The following is a 15,416-nucleotide window of genomic DNA, read 5'->3' as shown; positions in this document are numbered from 1 at the left end:
ATGGCTAAGAAGAATATCTTCTTCAAAACGCTGGAAGAAATGGCGGATTCGATTGTCGAAAGCGTAGAGTATTTCGCTCGCGGGGTGGACGACCTGTCGAATGTCGGCGAGTTCGCCAAGGCGATGAAAGAATATGAAAGCCAATGCGACCGCTATACCCATACGATCATCATCGAGCTCAACAAGACGTTCATCACGCCGATCGAGCGCGAGGACATCATGGCGCTGACGACCGCGCTCGACGACGTCGTCGACGAGATCGAGGCCTGCGCATCCCGCTTCGAGATGTACCAGGTGACGGACAAGGACGAGTACATCCGCCTGTTCGCGGACAACCTCGTGCGCAACGCCCACCAGGTCAAGAAGGCGATCTATCTGCTCACGCAGAAGAAGCTGCTGGCGATCCGCGAGCCGAACATCGCGATCAACGAGCTGGAGAACCAGGCGGACGACCTGCTGCGCGTCGGCATCAAGGCGCTGTTCGCGAACCAGAAGGATCCGATCGAGCTGATCAAGCGCAAAGAGCTGTACGAGATGCTTGAGAAGACGACGGACTACTTCGAGGACGTCGCCAACACGCTCGAGACGATCATCATGCGCAACAGCTAAAGACAGGAGACGACCTGAACGATGGATACAGTATTTATAATAATGGCGGTCGTCGTGTTCCTGGCGCTGGCGTTCGACTTCATCAACGGCTTCCACGATACGGCGAACGCCATCGCGACCTCGGTGTCGACGCGTGCGCTCAAGCCGCGCGTCGCCATCCTGCTGGCGGCCGTGATGAACTTCATCGGCGCGCTCAGCTTCACCGGTGTCGCCAAGATGATCGGGGGCGGCATCGCCGATCCGACCACGCTGCAGCATGGCGAGGAGATCGTCATCGCGGCGCTGCTCGGGGCGATCATCTGGAACCTCATCACCTGGTGGTTCGGCATCCCGTCCTCCTCGTCGCATGCGCTGATCGGCGGCCTCTCCGGTGCGGTCATCGCTTCGGCCGGACTCGGCGCCATCAACGGCAGCGGCTTCTCGGACATCATCAAGGCGCTCATCTTCTCGCCGATCATCGCCTTTGTCGTCGGCTATCTGCTGATGTCGCTGCTCAAGCTCATCTTCGCCAAGTCGAGCCCGCATCAGATCAACAAAGGCTTCCGCACCGGCCAGATCATGACCGCGGCGTTCCAGGCGTTCACGCACGGCACGAACGACGCGCAAAAGGCGATGGGCATCATCACCTTCGCGCTCGTGTCGGCCGGCCTCCAGGACAACATGGACGTGCCGCTTTGGGTCAAGCTGTCCGCGGCGACGGCGATGGCGCTCGGCACCTCGGTCGGCGGCTGGAAGATCATCAAGACGATGGGCACGAAAATTTTCAAGATCGAGCCGATCAACGGCTTCGCGGCCGATCTCGGCGCCGCCTCCGTCATCCTGACGGCGACGATGCTGCACTTCCCGGTCAGCACGACGCATACGATTACGTCCTCCCTGCTCGGCGTCGGCAGCGCGAAGCGCTTCTCCGGAGTCAAGTGGGGCATGGCCGGCCGGATCATCATTTCCTGGGTCATCACGATTCCGATCTCCATGGGTCTTGCCGCGCTGATCTACATGATCATCGACTGGCTGTTCCTGTAGCGTTCGTCCCCTTTTCATGACGAAGCCCGCTTTTCCCTCTGCGAGGGAAAAGCGGGCTTTTCGATTCAGCGCATCGGCGTTCCGAAGGAAGCGGGCTGGCTGCTGCTGAATCGCCATTTGGAGGAAGAGCGGTCCATTTGCTCGCTGCGGCGTCATTCCGAGAAAAGGGGGTTCCGTCTGCCTGCTGAGCCGCTTTATTCGTCTTGCGCCGGCCGGCGGCGCTTGGCGCCGGGACGCCGCTTGGTTCCCGTGCGGCGCCTGCGGCTGCGGCCGCCCTTGGCATAGCCGCCTCCGCCCGTGCGGCGCTTCTTCTTTTTCGTCCGCTTCTTCTTGGGCGGCGACCAGTCGTCATCCTCGAGGTCGACCATCTTGGAGTTGTCGGACTTCTTCTTGCTGCTGCTGAAGGAGCCCATCATCACCTTGACGAGCGGAGCCATCTGCTGCACGCTGCCGATGATCTTCTGCGCCTTGGTCATCGTGCCGAGGATGCCGTCGAGGCCGCCGATCCGGTCGACGAAGCCCTTGAGCTCGGTCAGCTTGTCGAGGGAGAACAGGCTGCTCTTTTTTTCTTCCGCTGCAGCCGCCGCGGCAGGCAGCGCCGCGCCTTCCAGCGTAGCGAGCGGGCCGATCGACGGCGCCGGGCTCGGCGGCATCAGCGAGGGCGGAGGCGCGAACAGCGACTGCGCAGGCAGATGGTTATAAGGGAACCCTTCGCCGAGACCGGGAAAAATGCTTCCCTGCGCCGCACCGGCAGGCGTATTGCGCTGCGGCGCAGGCGGGTAATAGGAAGGATAGTTCGGATTCACTTGGCTTTCACATCCTTGTGGGATTGCGGAGGGCGAACTCCGCGTTTGATCCAGTGTATGGCCTAGAGCGGCATTTGGGTTGGACGTTCGCCCGGTTTTTGCCGAAAAACCCAGATCGGGACAGGCACGGGCCGAGAGCGGACAGGGCGGCCTGCCGATCCTCCCCCGGCAGGCTGGGCGCAAGCGCCGGGCCGCAGGCTGTCGATCGAGGGGATGAACGCGGCTGCCTCGGGGAACCGATGGCGCCCAGACGGCTTACGGATTCGGGGGCGTCTGACGCGCGTATCCCAATGGGCTTGGGCTGCGCATGGGATCAGAACACAGGGACGGAAGGACCAGAAGAGAGGGCGCTCGGCCAAACGCGATGTACGCGAGGAGAGGACGATGACGGCCGACATGAATTTTAAGGTAGCGCAAAAGGCTTGACCGTAGTAAAATAGATGCGCGTCCTATACCGGACTCTCGTAAACTCATGTACGCGCCCAGTGGACACGGTTCCCGGCGAGCTTCGTTGAAGGAGGCTGAATCTCTTCGGCCGGGCTTTCGCCCGCCGTCCCGAGAGAGCGCTTGCAAAAAACATCGCTCCTCTAAAGCGTGAACACGGTGATAGTTGTATTCTCTAGCGCGGCACTATAAAATGAAATGTAGGATTCTTTCACAGGGGTGAAGTTGATGCAGCTCAAGAAGCTGAACGATAAAGCAATCGACCAATTATTCGAAGCGGTCCTCACGCTCAAGAGCGTCGAGGAATGTTATATTTTCTTTGATGATCTGTGCACGGTGAACGAGGTGCAATCCCTCTCCCAGCGTCTCGAGGTGGCGCGCATGCTCGGCAAGGGCAGCACGTACAACCAGATCGAGGCCGAGACGGGAGCGAGCACGGCGACGATCTCCCGCGTCAAGCGCTGCCTCAACTACGGCAACGACGGCTACAAGATGACGCTGGACCGACTGAACCGCTGATGGAGAGAGAGCCGCTCGTTCCCGGCATCCTAATCATCAGCCACGGCTCGCGCGACCCCGGATGGGTGGCGCTCGTCGACGAGGCCGTAGCGGCCGCAGCGCAAACGATTACGCAAGCGACCGGCCCTGTGCCGGTCCTTTCGTCGTTTCTGGAGATCGTGGAGGGAAGGCTGATCCAGGACGGCATCGACGAGCTGCTCGCGCTCGGCGTGACGGACCTGTACGTGCTGCCGCTGTTCGTCTCGTCGGGCAGCACGCATGTCGACGACATCATGCAAGCGTTCGGACAGCCCCCGGCCGGCCTGCGGGAGGGCGAGTTCGAGCCGTTCCGCACGGGGGAGGCACGCATCCATCCCGGCGTCCCGATCGACGACGAGCCGGAGATCGCGGAGCTGCTGCTGCGGCAGGCGCTGGACCTGTCCCGCGATCCCGCCCGGGAGGCGCTGCTCGTCGTCGGCCACGGCTCGATCGAGCCGGTGTTCCATGAGCGCTGGCGGGACAGCCTGCGGCGGCTCGGCGAGCGGCTGCGGGAGGGCGGCGGCTTCGCCCGCGCCGAGACCGCCATGCTGCTGCCGGACGAGGCGGCCGCCCGGCTGCGCGAGATGCGGCTTCGGCAGCCCGGGGAGACGGTAATCGTCGTGCCGGCGTTCCTTAGTCAAGGATATTTCACATCGACCGTGATTCCCGCGAGGCTCGGAGAGTTAGAATATGAATATGACGGCCGGGCGATGCTGCCGGACGCGGCGGTGCCGCGCTGGCTGGCGCGCCAGGCGCTGCAGTGGATGCGACAAGCAGGAGGATGAGAGAAGGCATGACGAGCGGATACAAGAGAGCGCGGCTGATCTACAACCCGACGTCCGGACGCGAGGAGATGAAGAGGCGGCTCGGCGAGATCCTGACGCTGCTCGAGCGGGGCGGCATCGAGACGAGCACGCATGCGACCTGCGGCGAGGGAGACGCGTCGGTGGCCGCCGCCGACGCGGCGGACCGCGGCTTCGACATGATTATCGCGGCCGGGGGCGACGGGACGCTGTACGAGGTCATCAACGGCCTCGGCGAGAAGCCGAACCGCCCGCCGCTCGGCATCCTGCCCGTCGGCACGACCAACGACTTCGCGCGGGCGCTCGGCATCCCGCGCAACCTGGAGTATGCGTGCGAGCTCATCACCCGCCAGTACGCCCGCCCGATCGACGTCGGCCGCGCCGGCAAGAAGTACTTCATTAATATTGCCGGCGGCGGCTCGCTCACCGAGCTCACCTACGAGGTGCCGAGCAAGCTCAAGACGATGATCGGCCAGCTCGCCTATTATATGAAGGGTCTGGAGAAGATGACCCGCCTGCGGCCGATGGAGCTGCGCATCGAGGGCAATGGCATCGAGGATATCCACGAGGAGATCATGCTGTTCCTCATCTGCAACAGCAATTCCGTCGGCGGCTTCGAGAAGCTGGCCCCGGCGGCGACGCTCGACGACGGCCTGTTCGAGGTGCTCGTGCTCAAGAAGTGCAACTTGGCCGAGTTCATCCGCATCGTCACGCTCGCGCTTCGCGGCGAGCATTTCAACGACTCGCATATCCTGCACTTCAAGACCGACCGCCTCACCGTCACGACGCCCGACTACGCCCAGCTCAACCTCGACGGCGAGTACGGCGGCACGCTCCCGTGCACGTTCACGATGCTGCCCTCGCATCTGAACATCTTCGTCGACGAGGAAGGGAAGACGCATTATTGAGGCGGCGAAGGGCGGCGATGAGGCGGCGATGGCCGCAGGCGCGGCAGCTAGGCGACCCCGCCGGTCTCTGCGGCGCTGATTGCGGGTGCGGCAGGAGGGCGGCACCGCCGGCTCTCAGCGGCGCTGATTGCGGGCGCGGCAGGAGGGCGACTCCGCCGGCTTTCAGCGGCGCTGATTGCGGGCGCGGCAGGAGGGCGGTACCGCTGGCTCCTGCGGCGACGGCTGCGGGCGCGGCAGGAGGGCGACACCGCCGGCTGTCGCTGTCCGCGTGCTCGGCAGGAGGCGTACCCCGCCGGCTCTCTGCGGCGCTGTCCGCGGGCGCGCTAGGCGACCCCGCTTCTCCTGCGGCGACGGCTGCGGGCGCAGGGGTCGGGTATTGCCTGTAGCCGCTTGAACCAGCGGTCTAACGACGAGTCAGCTCGTTAGAAGCCCCTTTTGAGGGAGCGCCGATTTCTAACGACTCCTGAGCTTGCTAGACGCGTGCGGAAGCCCGTTTATTCCAAAGTTGAACCGAATTGGGTACTCTAACAGCACCACTCGTCGTTAAATTCGGCAGACGGCGGAAAAAGGGCCGCTAACGACACCACGAATCATTAGAACCATGAAGCTCGAATCCAATTCCAACGGCTTGCACGCGTCCTCGCTTCCTTCCGGCGGCGGGCTGCCTGCAAGCCTTTACTACGAATAGAGAACGGATGAATGAATGATGAAACCTACCGTACCGGTCGGAAAAAACGATACCGTCACGCTCGACATCACCGGCCTGACGCATGAAGGCGAGGGCGTCGGCCGCGCCGACGGCTTCACCTTGTTCGTGCAGGGAGCGCTGCCGGGCGAGCGCGTGAAGGCCAAGGTGCTCAAGGTCAAAAAGACGTATGGTTACGCCAAGCCGATCGAATGGCTGCAGAGCAGTCCGGACCGTGTCGACGCTCCGTGCCCGATCTACAAGCAATGCGGCGGCTGCCAGCTGCAGCACTTCAGCTACGAGGCGCAGCTCGTCTGGAAGCGGCAGCATGTCGTCGATACGCTGGAGCGGATCGGCAAGCTGCAGGTGCGGGGCGAGGAAGCAGGGACGGGAGCAGGCGCGAGAAGCTCAGGCGACGGGGATGCCGATCGAGCGGTCGAAGCCACAGGTACGAGATTCGCGAGCGAAGCGGACGGCGACCGAGCGGTTTATGCGAGAGGCAAGGGACTCGCGAACGAAGCGGATGCCGATCGAGCGACTTCTGGCAACGGCGGCATCATCGTCCACCCGACGATTGGCATGGACGAGCCGTGGCGCTACCGCAACAAGGCCCAGGTTCCGATCGGCATGGCGATGGCGGACCTGGAAAACGGCGCGGCCGGCAGCCTGATCGGCGGCTTCTACGCCCGCGGCTCGCACCGCATCGTCGACATGGACGCCTGCCTCATCCAGCATGAGCATAACGACGAGGCGGTGCGGCAGGTCAAGGCGATCGGCAACCGCGTCGGCATCTCCGCTTATGATGAGGCGACCGGGCGCGGCATCCTGCGCCATGTCGTCGTGCGGACCGGCTTCGTCACCGGCGAGATGATGGTCGTGCTCGTCACCAACGGCCCGCGCATCCCGCGCGTCGAGGACTGGATCGCGGGCATCCGCGAGACGCTGCCGCAGGTGAAGAGCATCGTGCAGAACGTCAACAAGCGGCAGACGAATGTCATCTTCGGCGACGAGACGCGCACGCTGTGGGGCAGCGACGTTATCTACGACGAGCTTGACGGCATCCGCTTCGCCATCTCGGCGCGGTCGTTCTACCAGGTCAACCCGGCGCAGACGCTGCGTCTGTACCAGTCCGCGGTCGACTATGCCGGCCTGACCGGCCGCGAGAACGTCATCGACGCCTACTGCGGCATCGGCACGATCTCGCTGTTCCTGGCCCGCCGGGCGGGACATGTGTACGGCGTGGAGATCGTGCCGGAGGCGATCGAGGACGCGAAGCGCAACGCCGAGCTGAACGGCATCAGCAACGCCTCGTTCGAGGCGGGACCGGCCGAGGTCGTCATTCCTCGCTGGCGCTCGGAGGGCATCCGCCCCGATGTCATCGTCGTCGATCCTCCGCGCAAAGGCTGCGATGAGCAGCTGCTCGACACGATCCTGGCGATGCAACCGGAGCGCGTCGTGTACGTGTCCTGCAACCCGGCTACGCTGGCCCGGGATCTGCAGGTTCTGGAGGCGGGCGGGTATCGCACGGTGGAGGTTCAGCCGGTGGATATGTTCCCGCATACGAGTCATGTGGAGTCGGTTTGCTTGTTGGTCAAAGGATGATACAGTCTGCATGCAGAACAATGAAGCGAGAAAGGAAATTTAGGACAGTTTGAATCGGAATTTACCCGGTTTAAAAAAATCAAAGCCATTTACCCCCGACGGGGCTTTGTTTTACTTGTTAGAGATATAGACCACTTAAGCTGCTCAAACCGCTTGGTTGTAATCGTTAAATTATATATTGATTTGTGGAATAATCCTGCTATAATGAGTGTAACTTAATAAGGTATCAAGAGGTTAGCGTCAATCCACTTTGGGTTCGAGCGCTAACCTTTATTTTTTATCATGTCCATTACCATGAGAAGTCTTCTAAATGCGGTTGGCAATGACCTTGCTTTCTTTTCTTGGTAATAATCCAGATGCTCTCTTACATAATCTTCAAGTTCACTCAAACTAATTCGCTGCGCACTATAGGATACTACCTCAAATTCCTTTTCTTTATTGAAATTTTGTTGGCGAATATCAGACAGAGAATCTAGCCTAATTTTGTAAGAAGCATTAATGCTTTTAGTACAGTCTTCTAAATTAGTATAATTTGAAATTCTTTGTTTTAATTTATCCTTATCAAATTGGTGTAGATTTGTTTTATCGATATCAACGTCCTTTACATACTTTAGAAACGGTATTCTTGAACTTGATATTTGACTTGCGATAAATCGTAAAGCAATATCTGTGTGAATAAGCTCTGGTTCGAAGAAATAATTATTTATGTATCCCAGCAAATCTGGCATTTGGAAAATGTATGTGGCATCCCCTATTGCTACAATTAACTTCCCATCCCCAATTCTTTTCTCAATTTCCTCTAGCTGATTTGGAGCTATAAGAAGAGTATGCAAGCAGCCTTTTTTGCCGCTATCCACTATTAACTTTTTAATTACATGTTGGTATTTACGAACTTCCGAAGGAGCCACTCCTTGGTCAATCTTACTAATTGCATCAAAGACCATTTTATAATTATCTGTTTTGATTAATTTTAAATTGCATCCTAAATCCCGATCGTACATAATTTCTTCAATCAGCTCCTGCTCTCCTTCTTTCCATTCAATTAGAATAAGGCGTTCTTCCAACATTGCTATTTCAGAATCACCCAAGGAATTTATAAAATCTCGAATAATCTTCCTCATATTTACATCAGTGAGAGAATAACCGAGGAAGATGATAGGCGAAGTGAGCATTATTGATACAATCTTGGCAGTTATAAGGACTGAGTTTTTTTCAAATCTCTCATAGTCGCTTTTGGTTAAAATTATTTCTTCAGGGCTGTATATGCAACCATGGACTTTATATAACTCAGCAAAATTAAAAGATTCTTGAAAAAACCCCCGTTGACCTATAAATTTAGTGATTTCATTAATCCCGGAACTGTTGTAACTATCCTCAATAAAACTATCATAATTTGTAGTGAGAATTATTTGAGTTTTCATCAGCATTTTTATAAAATATTCATATTCTTCGGATTTTTCATTACATAGAGAATAATTATTGAATCTTTCAGATATTGCCTTTTTTAGAGGAGATAACTTATTCAAAAAAGCATCCCTCTGAGAGAAATTTTTAATGGTGATAAGTCCTTCGTTAAAACGACGGTTATATTCTGTTTCAAGTAATGAGCCTGTTCTTATATAGGCTGCATGTTCAACCTCTCTGTCATTATAGTCAGGGAATTCTCGTTTAATTTCTGTATGAAGATTATTGAGTTCTCCATAGAAATTTGTTAATCCGGACTCTAACCAGAGTTCTTCCAGTAATTGAGGCCAATTTGGGAAATTAATTAAAAACCTTTTGGGAATTCCTGACCCAATAAAAACAATGGGATATTCATTTTTTTGAAGAAGTTTATCTAAGATATTCAAGTTCAATCCCTCCTTAAATCTACAGGCCTAAGTACAACTAAATGATAGCAAAAAAATCTAATAATGTAAGCTCTAGTGTTGTCTTAAAGCTAATAGCTGCAGCTCTATCCTTGAGAAGTTCAATGCTTCGTGTTGACGTTGCGTGTGAGTAATGATGTTTAAAGGCGCCCGCTCGGCGCCTTTTTCTCGTTCCTAAGGAGCAGGTAAAAAGTCGCGGACTGGAGAAGTTATCCTCATCTGGTTGTAGAAGCAAGCAATGGGGGAACAACGATGAAGGCTTCACTGAGAGAAAGCATACGTTATTTTATCCGTTACGAAGATCATGCCCGGTTCATGGATGCATCCTTGAACAAAGTCGAGGGTCAGCAGCTGCCCGAGAAGCTGCTAGGGAGGCCGGATGAGCTGACCGAAAGAATACACGAGAAGGAGAGCGGCAAGCTTCTCGATGAGCTGCTCTCTATTTCCGACAGGAAAGCCTCCTCTTTGCCGGAACAACGCAAAGAATGGAAGGAAGCCATAGAGGAGGCTTTGAAGGGGGAGAAGAAAATCGAGGATGTCCTTCTCGACCTCCCGCTTCGCCACTCCGCCAAGCGCAAGGAATTCGCCGATAGGCTTCGAAAGCTGAAGAACCAAGACAGCTTCATCCTCTTCTATCCGCTGCTGCTGCAGCGGTTCAAGGGCAGCCGGGAGGATGCGGTGCAGCCCGTATTCACGTTCGAGTGCCGAATCGCAGACGCTCGGCTTCAGGTGCAGTCGTTTCAGATGAACAGCAAAGCGATGGACATCATCGTCGCCGAGGCGGAGGGATGCGCGCCGCAAGAGGTGAGAGGGCTGGCAAGAGAGACATTGGCCGGACTGGAGACGAGGCTGCACCATATCAAAGCCGAATCCATCGATACGGTGCTGGAGCTCGTCGATCAGAGCTTTCGCGAACAGCTCCCAACGTGGAAGCACGGCGGTTTGCTGGATTTTCGAGCTTACGACGGCTGGACCCTGACGCGCAAAGCCCTCCTCACCAAAAGTGACTACCAGGAAGTGGCCGACTCCCCTTTCCGCAAGGAATTGGCTCGGCTCATGGAGCGGTTGGAGCGGCATGAATCGCCCCTGCTTCAAGATTATGTGACGGGGCATGACGCCCCCACCGACTTCAAGGCGGAGCCGCTTCCGTTCACTTCGCATCGGGGCAGCTACACCTCGGACTATCCCGTGAACGAGAAGCAATGGCGATTGCTGCAAACGTACCGGGAGCTCTCGTTGATGGCGGTCAACGGACCCCCGGGCACCGGGAAGACGACCTTAATCAAGGAGATGATCGCCGACACGATGGTGCGGAAGGCTTGTCTGCTGCTAGAGCGCTGGGACGAGCCGTGGCAGCTGAAGCGAAGAGCGGAGGGCGTGGAGTCCAAAAAGGATTATTACGAGACGCCTTTCGCCGGAGCCAACCCCTTCTCCATGGTGCTGACGAGCACGAACAACAAAGCCGTCGACAATATCGGCGAGGACCTGCTGCGGGAAGTCAGGTTCATGAGCGGGGTTCTTGAAAGCGCCGGAGAAGCGGAGGCAACCGCCTTCTGCGCCCGGCTGGGACGAAAAGAGAATATGGACTCCTTCAAGCAGCAGAAGCTGCTTGGACTGCTGAAAGGGCTGCGGCTTCTTTCGGACGATTCCACAGCGCAGCAGGAGGACGCTCGACCGGCCTTTCAGCGATCCATGGCGGCACTGAAAGAAATAGAGCAGAACGTTCAAGCCTTCTGGACGCTTCAGCAGAGCTGCAGGGAGCAGGAGGAGTTCGCTTCCGAAGAGGAGCTTCGCGAGCTCACAATTCTCCGCCGTACCGCTTGGGAAGAGGCGGAGCAATCCTATGCGGATCAGAACGAGCAAGCGGAAGCGTTGCGTCTGCAAGCAGGGAAGCTGACTATGGCCTGCACGGCGCTGAAAGAAAAGCTTCGGAGCGTTGAGCGCGACCGAAGCGCAAGCGAATCCGCTCGGAAAGAGGCTTACCGGCATCTGGAGCGGCTGAAAGCGTGGAGGCGATTTCCTCAGTCGCTGCTCTCTTTTCTACCGAAAAGAAAAAAATTCCTCGAAGATCACCCGTCGGAGTCTTACCTTCAGGAAACCCGCATCGCTCCCTTGCACGCTGCTGTAGCACGGCTTGAAGAAGAGGCGACCCAGGCTGCAACGGAGCTCGAGATTGCAGCGCGGCAGGCGGCTGAGCTGCAGACGTCATTGTCCGACGCAGAGCAGCAGCTCCATGTCCTGGAAGCGGACAAAATCCTTAGGGACCAGCAAAAGCTGCGGCTGGAGCAGCTGATTGAGCACGAAGGGCGCGTACGCACGGAAATCGGCTCCAGCGCTTCGCTGATCGGAGCCTCGTTTTATGCGCTGGTCAACGCGCCGAAGCTGCTGAAGCTACGGAAAACGCTGTTCGATCAGGCGTTGGCTGTACAGGAGCAATACATCGTCCGCCATCGGGAGGCCATCCTCTTCAACCTCGAGAAAGTCGGAGAAGAACAGAAATGGTTCAAGTCTTTCTACAGCCCGAACGGAAGCCGGCTGGACGAGGACCAGAGCGGCATCCGGGCGGTCTGGGAATCGTTCTTCCTCTGTTTTCCTGTCGTCACGACGACGCTGCACTCGTTTACGGAAAATCTGTTCCACCTGCTTCCGCAGCTGATCGACACGCTGTTTGTCGACGAGGCGGGACAGATTCTTCCTCACTATCTGTGCGCGCCTCTTTTTCGATCCCGAAGGGCGGTCATCGTCGGCGATCCCCGGCAGCTCGAGCCGGTGCGTCCGTTCGCGCTGGATCTGGTGGCGTCGAGCGGAGTGCCGGAAGAACTGCAGGAGAGGATCTGCGTTCTGACCAACAGCGCTCAGGATTATGCCGACCGGGGAGGACGTTTCTATGAGTACATGGGAGACAGCAAGGCGGGGCTGATTCTAGACGAGCACCGCCGCTGCGAAGCGGCCATCATGCAGTTCTCCAACCAACATGTCTATCATGGATGGCTCAAGCTGATCCAGCCGGACGAGGGAGGCAAGCTCTTCGGAGCGAACGCAGTGGCATTCGATATTCGCGGATTGAAGGATGCTACCCGGCACCAGAACGCTGCCGAAGCGGAAGCATGCCGCAAAGCGGTCGAGCTGCTGGCGGCTCGTCATGGGGAACAAGTGAAGGGGGACATCGGCATCATCGCTCCGTTCAAGCATCAGGTCGAGCTACTTCAAGCGCTGGTTCCGGGCGTGGACATCGGGACGGTGCATACGTTCCAAGGAAAGGAAAAGCGGTTCATCCTGCTCAGCCTCGTCCTCGACGGCTTGCATCGAAACCATGCGGGATTAGCGGCCTTTGTCGGCGGGAAGCCCAATCTGCTGAACGTGGCGTTCTCCCGGGCCAAGGAGCAATTCATCCTCATCGGGAATCTGGAAGCGGCTTCGACGAGCGGCAATTACCTTTCCAAGGCGCTTCAAACGATTCAGCAATATGGCGCTGTCTATAGCATGTTCAATGACGAGCTGGAATCGGAACGGAGCGAAGGGCATCGCCAAGAGGCTTATCGGATCTACGACAGCGGCGAAGAGCGCGGCGGTTCCTCTTTCCTCATGGAAGCAAAAGAGCTGCTTCAGGGAAATATCGTGCTTCAAGCGACGACGCATCGCGAGCTGCTGCTATTGGCGCTGGACCATGCTCGGCAGTCCTTGGGCATCGTATCACCTTGGATCAGCCGACGTGTGGTAGATGAGGACTTCTTTGAAAGGCTGGATCGGATGCAAGTCCGAAGAGCCTCCGTCCGAATTCGATACGGATATAGCGGCAAGATGGCTCTGAACGATGACTTGCATCAAATCTTGAAGCAAGACTACTATCAGCTGACGCCCGAGTCGAAAGGATTGCTCAAAGAAACGCTTCAAAAGCTCTACGAGAAGCTGAAGCAGGATATGGCCCATATGGCTCCTCTGCATGCGAAAATCCTGCTGATTGACGATGAAATCATGTTCATCGGCTCTCATAACTGGCTGGCCAACAAAGGGTATAAGAGAGAAGAAATCAGCTATCTGATCCGGGACCGACGAGCCATCGCTTACGTCAAAGAACGCTTTGCCCTCTGAAGCATAGCATCATGAGTTGTGCTTCAAGCACGAAGCCGCCGCGCCTAGCTTCAGGAAGGCTCTCCATACTTCCGCCCTGTCAACGAGGAGGGTTGTCCCGCATACTAACAAAAAGACGTAGAGAGAGAGGGAGGCGGAGAGGGTGAGCGATGGACGTAAAATCCGTTTATGGAAGCCCCGCGACGCCCGGCACCTAGCCCGCCGAAGCGGCGTTCGGTTCCGACATCCTTTGATACCCGGCCTGCAAGGGAAGAGCGTGTGACCTCCCCTCTTCGGCTCCCTTGCAGGCCGGGCCTTATCCGAAGGATGGGATGGAATGAGCCGCAAGCACGTCAACGGAAAGCGGAAACAGGCAGGCCGCCGCTGCAAGGGCTACTACCGGCATCACCGGGAGCGTGTCATTCGCCGGAAAGTCCGACTGGCCCGACGATTAGGATGGGTCGAAAAGCATCCCGGAGCTTTTTCCAAAGGCAAGGTTCATTGCTCCTGCCGCTATTGCCGCGAAAAGACCGGAGAGCTCGGGTGGAAGAAATCCGATCGGGTGAACCGCGCTCGGCTGGAAGAAGAGCGCTGAAGCGACTCGCAGCAACAAAGCAAACGCAAAAAAAGCCGCCCCGGCAGGGCGGCTTTTTTGCGCTCGCCAGGAGCGGCATCCGCTAATAGACGGCCCACGCCACGCGATCCGCCAGCTCGGGCGAAGCTTCATGCAGGTAGCCGAGCACGATGCTCTGCGTCTCGCTCGGCACCTTAGCGATGTCGCCGGCGAGGTTGTCGGCGAGATGCCCTGTCCGGTCTCGGACAGGGAGCGGTAGTACTCGCCGGCCTGGGCGAAGTCGTCCTGCTTCGGGATGTCGGACCGCGTGAGCCTGCCCTCGACGCGGCGGCCGTCGCCGCTCGTGACGAGGTCCGCTGGCGTCCAGTCCGCCTGCCTATTGACCGGCACGCTGCGGAAGTCCGGGCCGATGCGGCGTCGCTGTGAGTCGAAGTAGACGTTCGCCCGCCCCTGCAGCATCTTGTCGTCGGACAGCTCGGCGCCATCGAGCAGGTTGGTCGGGGAGAAGGCCAGCTTCTCCACCTGCTCCATGTAGTTGTCGGGATTGCGGTCCAGCACGAGCTTGCCGACGGGCAGCAGCGGGTACTGCCGCGGGTCCCATACCTTAGTGTCGTCGAGCGGATCGTACGGCAGCATGTCTTCGTCGGCCGGGTCCATCAGCTGCACGTACAGGATGTACTCGACGGGAGTGCCGGAGGCGATCGCGTCATGCAGGTCCTGACCCGCGATGTCCGGGTTCTCCCCGGCCAGCCGGGCCGCTTCCGCAGCGTCGATGTACTGCTCGCCCGCGACCGGCTTCCAGCTGTACTTCAGGTAGCGGCGGACGCCCTGCTCGTTGCGCCAGACGTATGTGTTGACGCTGTGGCCGGGGATGCGGCGCAAGCTCTTGACCGTGCCCTCGTCGGAGTAGAGCCGCACGACGAACGGCAGCGACTCCGGCGCGCGCGCCACGAACGCCCAGAAGCGGCCGGGGTCGAGCAGGTTGCTCGCCGGGGACGGCAGGAACGCCTTGATCGACTCCGGGAAGCGGATCGCGTCGCGCACGGAGAAGACGGGCAGATGGTTGCAGATAAGGTCGAAGACACCTTCATCGGTATAGAACTTCGTGGCGAAGCCGCGCACGTTGCGCGAGGTGTCCGGCGTCCCCTTGGTGCTGACTGCGAGCGAGAAGCGGACGGCGACGGGCACCTGCTGCCCCGGCTGCTGAAGGAAGCACAGCTTCGTATACGGCGTCATCGAGTGCAGCGTCTGAAAGTACCCGAACGCGCCGAAGCCTTTCACATGGACCGGGCGCTCGATGATCTTCTCGTGCACGAACGTCTCCAACGTCTCGTGCAGGACGGTGTCCTGCTCCAGCACCGGTCCTCGCGGGCCGACCGTCTGGGAGTAGAGCTCGGCCGGGACGTCCCCGGCCCACGGGCTAGCCTGCGCTGCCGACGCCTTCGCGGCGGACTTCCAGGGCCGATCTTCCGGTGGCGCTGCCGAA

The 15,416-nt window shown here is 58.1% G+C and carries 10 protein-coding genes and 1 pseudogene; 8 read left to right on the top strand and 3 right to left on the bottom strand.

The genetic code is table 11. The features are described 5' to 3' along the window. Positions 1-609: a DUF47 domain-containing protein gene (locus tag HGI30_RS19780; RefSeq protein ID WP_168909091.1), complete on the top strand. Its 609-nt coding sequence runs from the start codon at positions 1-3 to the stop codon at positions 607-609. A gap of 21 nt (positions 610-630) precedes the next feature. After that, positions 631-1,632 carry an inorganic phosphate transporter gene (locus tag HGI30_RS19775; protein ID WP_168909090.1) on the top strand — a complete coding sequence of 334 codons (1,002 nt, stop codon included), beginning with the start codon at positions 631-633 and terminating at the stop codon, positions 1,630-1,632. Positions 1,633-1,826: 194 nt separating this feature from the next. On the opposite strand, the gene HGI30_RS19770 is transcribed toward HGI30_RS19775, so the two are convergent. After that, positions 1,827-2,438, bottom strand: coding sequence for a hypothetical protein (locus tag HGI30_RS19770; RefSeq protein ID WP_168909089.1), 612 nt, complete (start codon positions 2,436-2,438; stop codon positions 1,827-1,829). A gap of 672 nt (positions 2,439-3,110) precedes the next feature. On the opposite strand from HGI30_RS19770, the gene HGI30_RS19765 reads away from it, so the two are divergent. The 4 genes from HGI30_RS19765 to rlmD all read left to right on the top strand — a co-directional run bounded on the left by HGI30_RS19765 (position 3,111) and on the right by rlmD (position 7,417). Next, positions 3,111-3,401, top strand: a complete 291-nt coding sequence (locus HGI30_RS19765; RefSeq protein ID WP_028598701.1) for a YerC/YecD family TrpR-related protein — start codon at positions 3,111-3,113, stop codon at positions 3,399-3,401. After that, entirely contained in the window at positions 3,401-4,204 is an 804-nt protein-coding gene (locus tag HGI30_RS19760) for a sirohydrochlorin chelatase (protein WP_168909088.1), read from the top strand. Before HGI30_RS19765 ends, HGI30_RS19760 begins: the two co-directional genes overlap by 1 nt. A gap of 8 nt (positions 4,205-4,212) precedes the next feature. Next, on the top strand, positions 4,213-5,130 hold the full coding sequence (locus HGI30_RS19755; RefSeq protein WP_168909087.1) for a diacylglycerol kinase: 918 nt from the start codon (positions 4,213-4,215) through the stop codon (positions 5,128-5,130). Positions 5,131-5,833: 703 nt separating this feature from the next. After that, on the top strand, positions 5,834-7,417 hold the full coding sequence (gene rlmD / locus HGI30_RS19750) for a 23S rRNA (uracil(1939)-C(5))-methyltransferase RlmD (RefSeq protein WP_168909086.1): 1,584 nt from the start codon (positions 5,834-5,836) through the stop codon (positions 7,415-7,417). Positions 7,418-7,680: 263 nt separating this feature from the next. Here the strand turns inward: rlmD and HGI30_RS19745 are convergent, their stop codons facing one another. Beyond that, a complete protein-coding gene (locus HGI30_RS19745; protein WP_168909085.1) occupies positions 7,681-9,267 on the bottom strand; it encodes an SIR2 family protein in 1,587 nt (528 codons plus the stop codon). A 270-nt stretch (positions 9,268-9,537) separates the two neighbouring features. On the opposite strand from HGI30_RS19745, the gene HGI30_RS19740 reads away from it, so the two are divergent. Next, positions 9,538-13,377, top strand: a complete 3,840-nt coding sequence (locus tag HGI30_RS19740; protein WP_168909084.1) for an AAA domain-containing protein — start codon at positions 9,538-9,540, stop codon at positions 13,375-13,377. Positions 13,378-13,693: 316 nt separating this feature from the next. Further along, positions 13,694-13,951, top strand: a complete 258-nt coding sequence (locus HGI30_RS19735; RefSeq protein ID WP_168909083.1) for a hypothetical protein — start codon at positions 13,694-13,696, stop codon at positions 13,949-13,951. Between the two features lie 82 nt (positions 13,952-14,033). Here the strand turns inward: HGI30_RS19735 and HGI30_RS19730 are convergent. Next, positions 14,034-15,331 (bottom strand): annotated as a pseudogene (locus HGI30_RS19730) (catalase); the annotation flags it as partial. Positions 15,332-15,416 lie beyond the last annotated feature (85 nt).

It is taken from the genome of Paenibacillus albicereus (assembly GCF_012676905.1).
GTDB lineage: Bacteria > Bacillota > Bacilli > Paenibacillales > Paenibacillaceae > Paenibacillus_O > Paenibacillus_O albicereus.
The sequence above is the reverse complement of the archived record's forward strand: the minus strand, read 5'-3'. Positions and strand labels throughout refer to the sequence as shown.

What these genes read in the sequence shown, in the direction of transcription:
- HGI30_RS19780 (WP_168909091.1), top strand. Translation starts at nt 1, where the DNA reads ATGGCTAAGAAGAATATCTTCTTCAAAACGCTGGAAGAAATGGCGGAT.
- HGI30_RS19775 (WP_168909090.1), top strand. Translation starts at nt 631, where the DNA reads ATGGATACAGTATTTATAATAATGGCGGTCGTCGTGTTCCTGGCGCTG.
- HGI30_RS19765 (WP_028598701.1), top strand. Translation starts at nt 3,111, where the DNA reads ATGCAGCTCAAGAAGCTGAACGATAAAGCAATCGACCAATTATTCGAA.
- HGI30_RS19760 (WP_168909088.1), top strand. Translation starts at nt 3,401, where the DNA reads ATGGAGAGAGAGCCGCTCGTTCCCGGCATCCTAATCATCAGCCACGGC.
- HGI30_RS19755 (WP_168909087.1), top strand. Translation starts at nt 4,213, where the DNA reads ATGACGAGCGGATACAAGAGAGCGCGGCTGATCTACAACCCGACGTCC.
- rlmD (WP_168909086.1), top strand. Translation starts at nt 5,834, where the DNA reads ATGATGAAACCTACCGTACCGGTCGGAAAAAACGATACCGTCACGCTC.
- HGI30_RS19740 (WP_168909084.1), top strand. Translation starts at nt 9,538, where the DNA reads ATGAAGGCTTCACTGAGAGAAAGCATACGTTATTTTATCCGTTACGAA.
- HGI30_RS19735 (WP_168909083.1), top strand. Translation starts at nt 13,694, where the DNA reads ATGAGCCGCAAGCACGTCAACGGAAAGCGGAAACAGGCAGGCCGCCGC.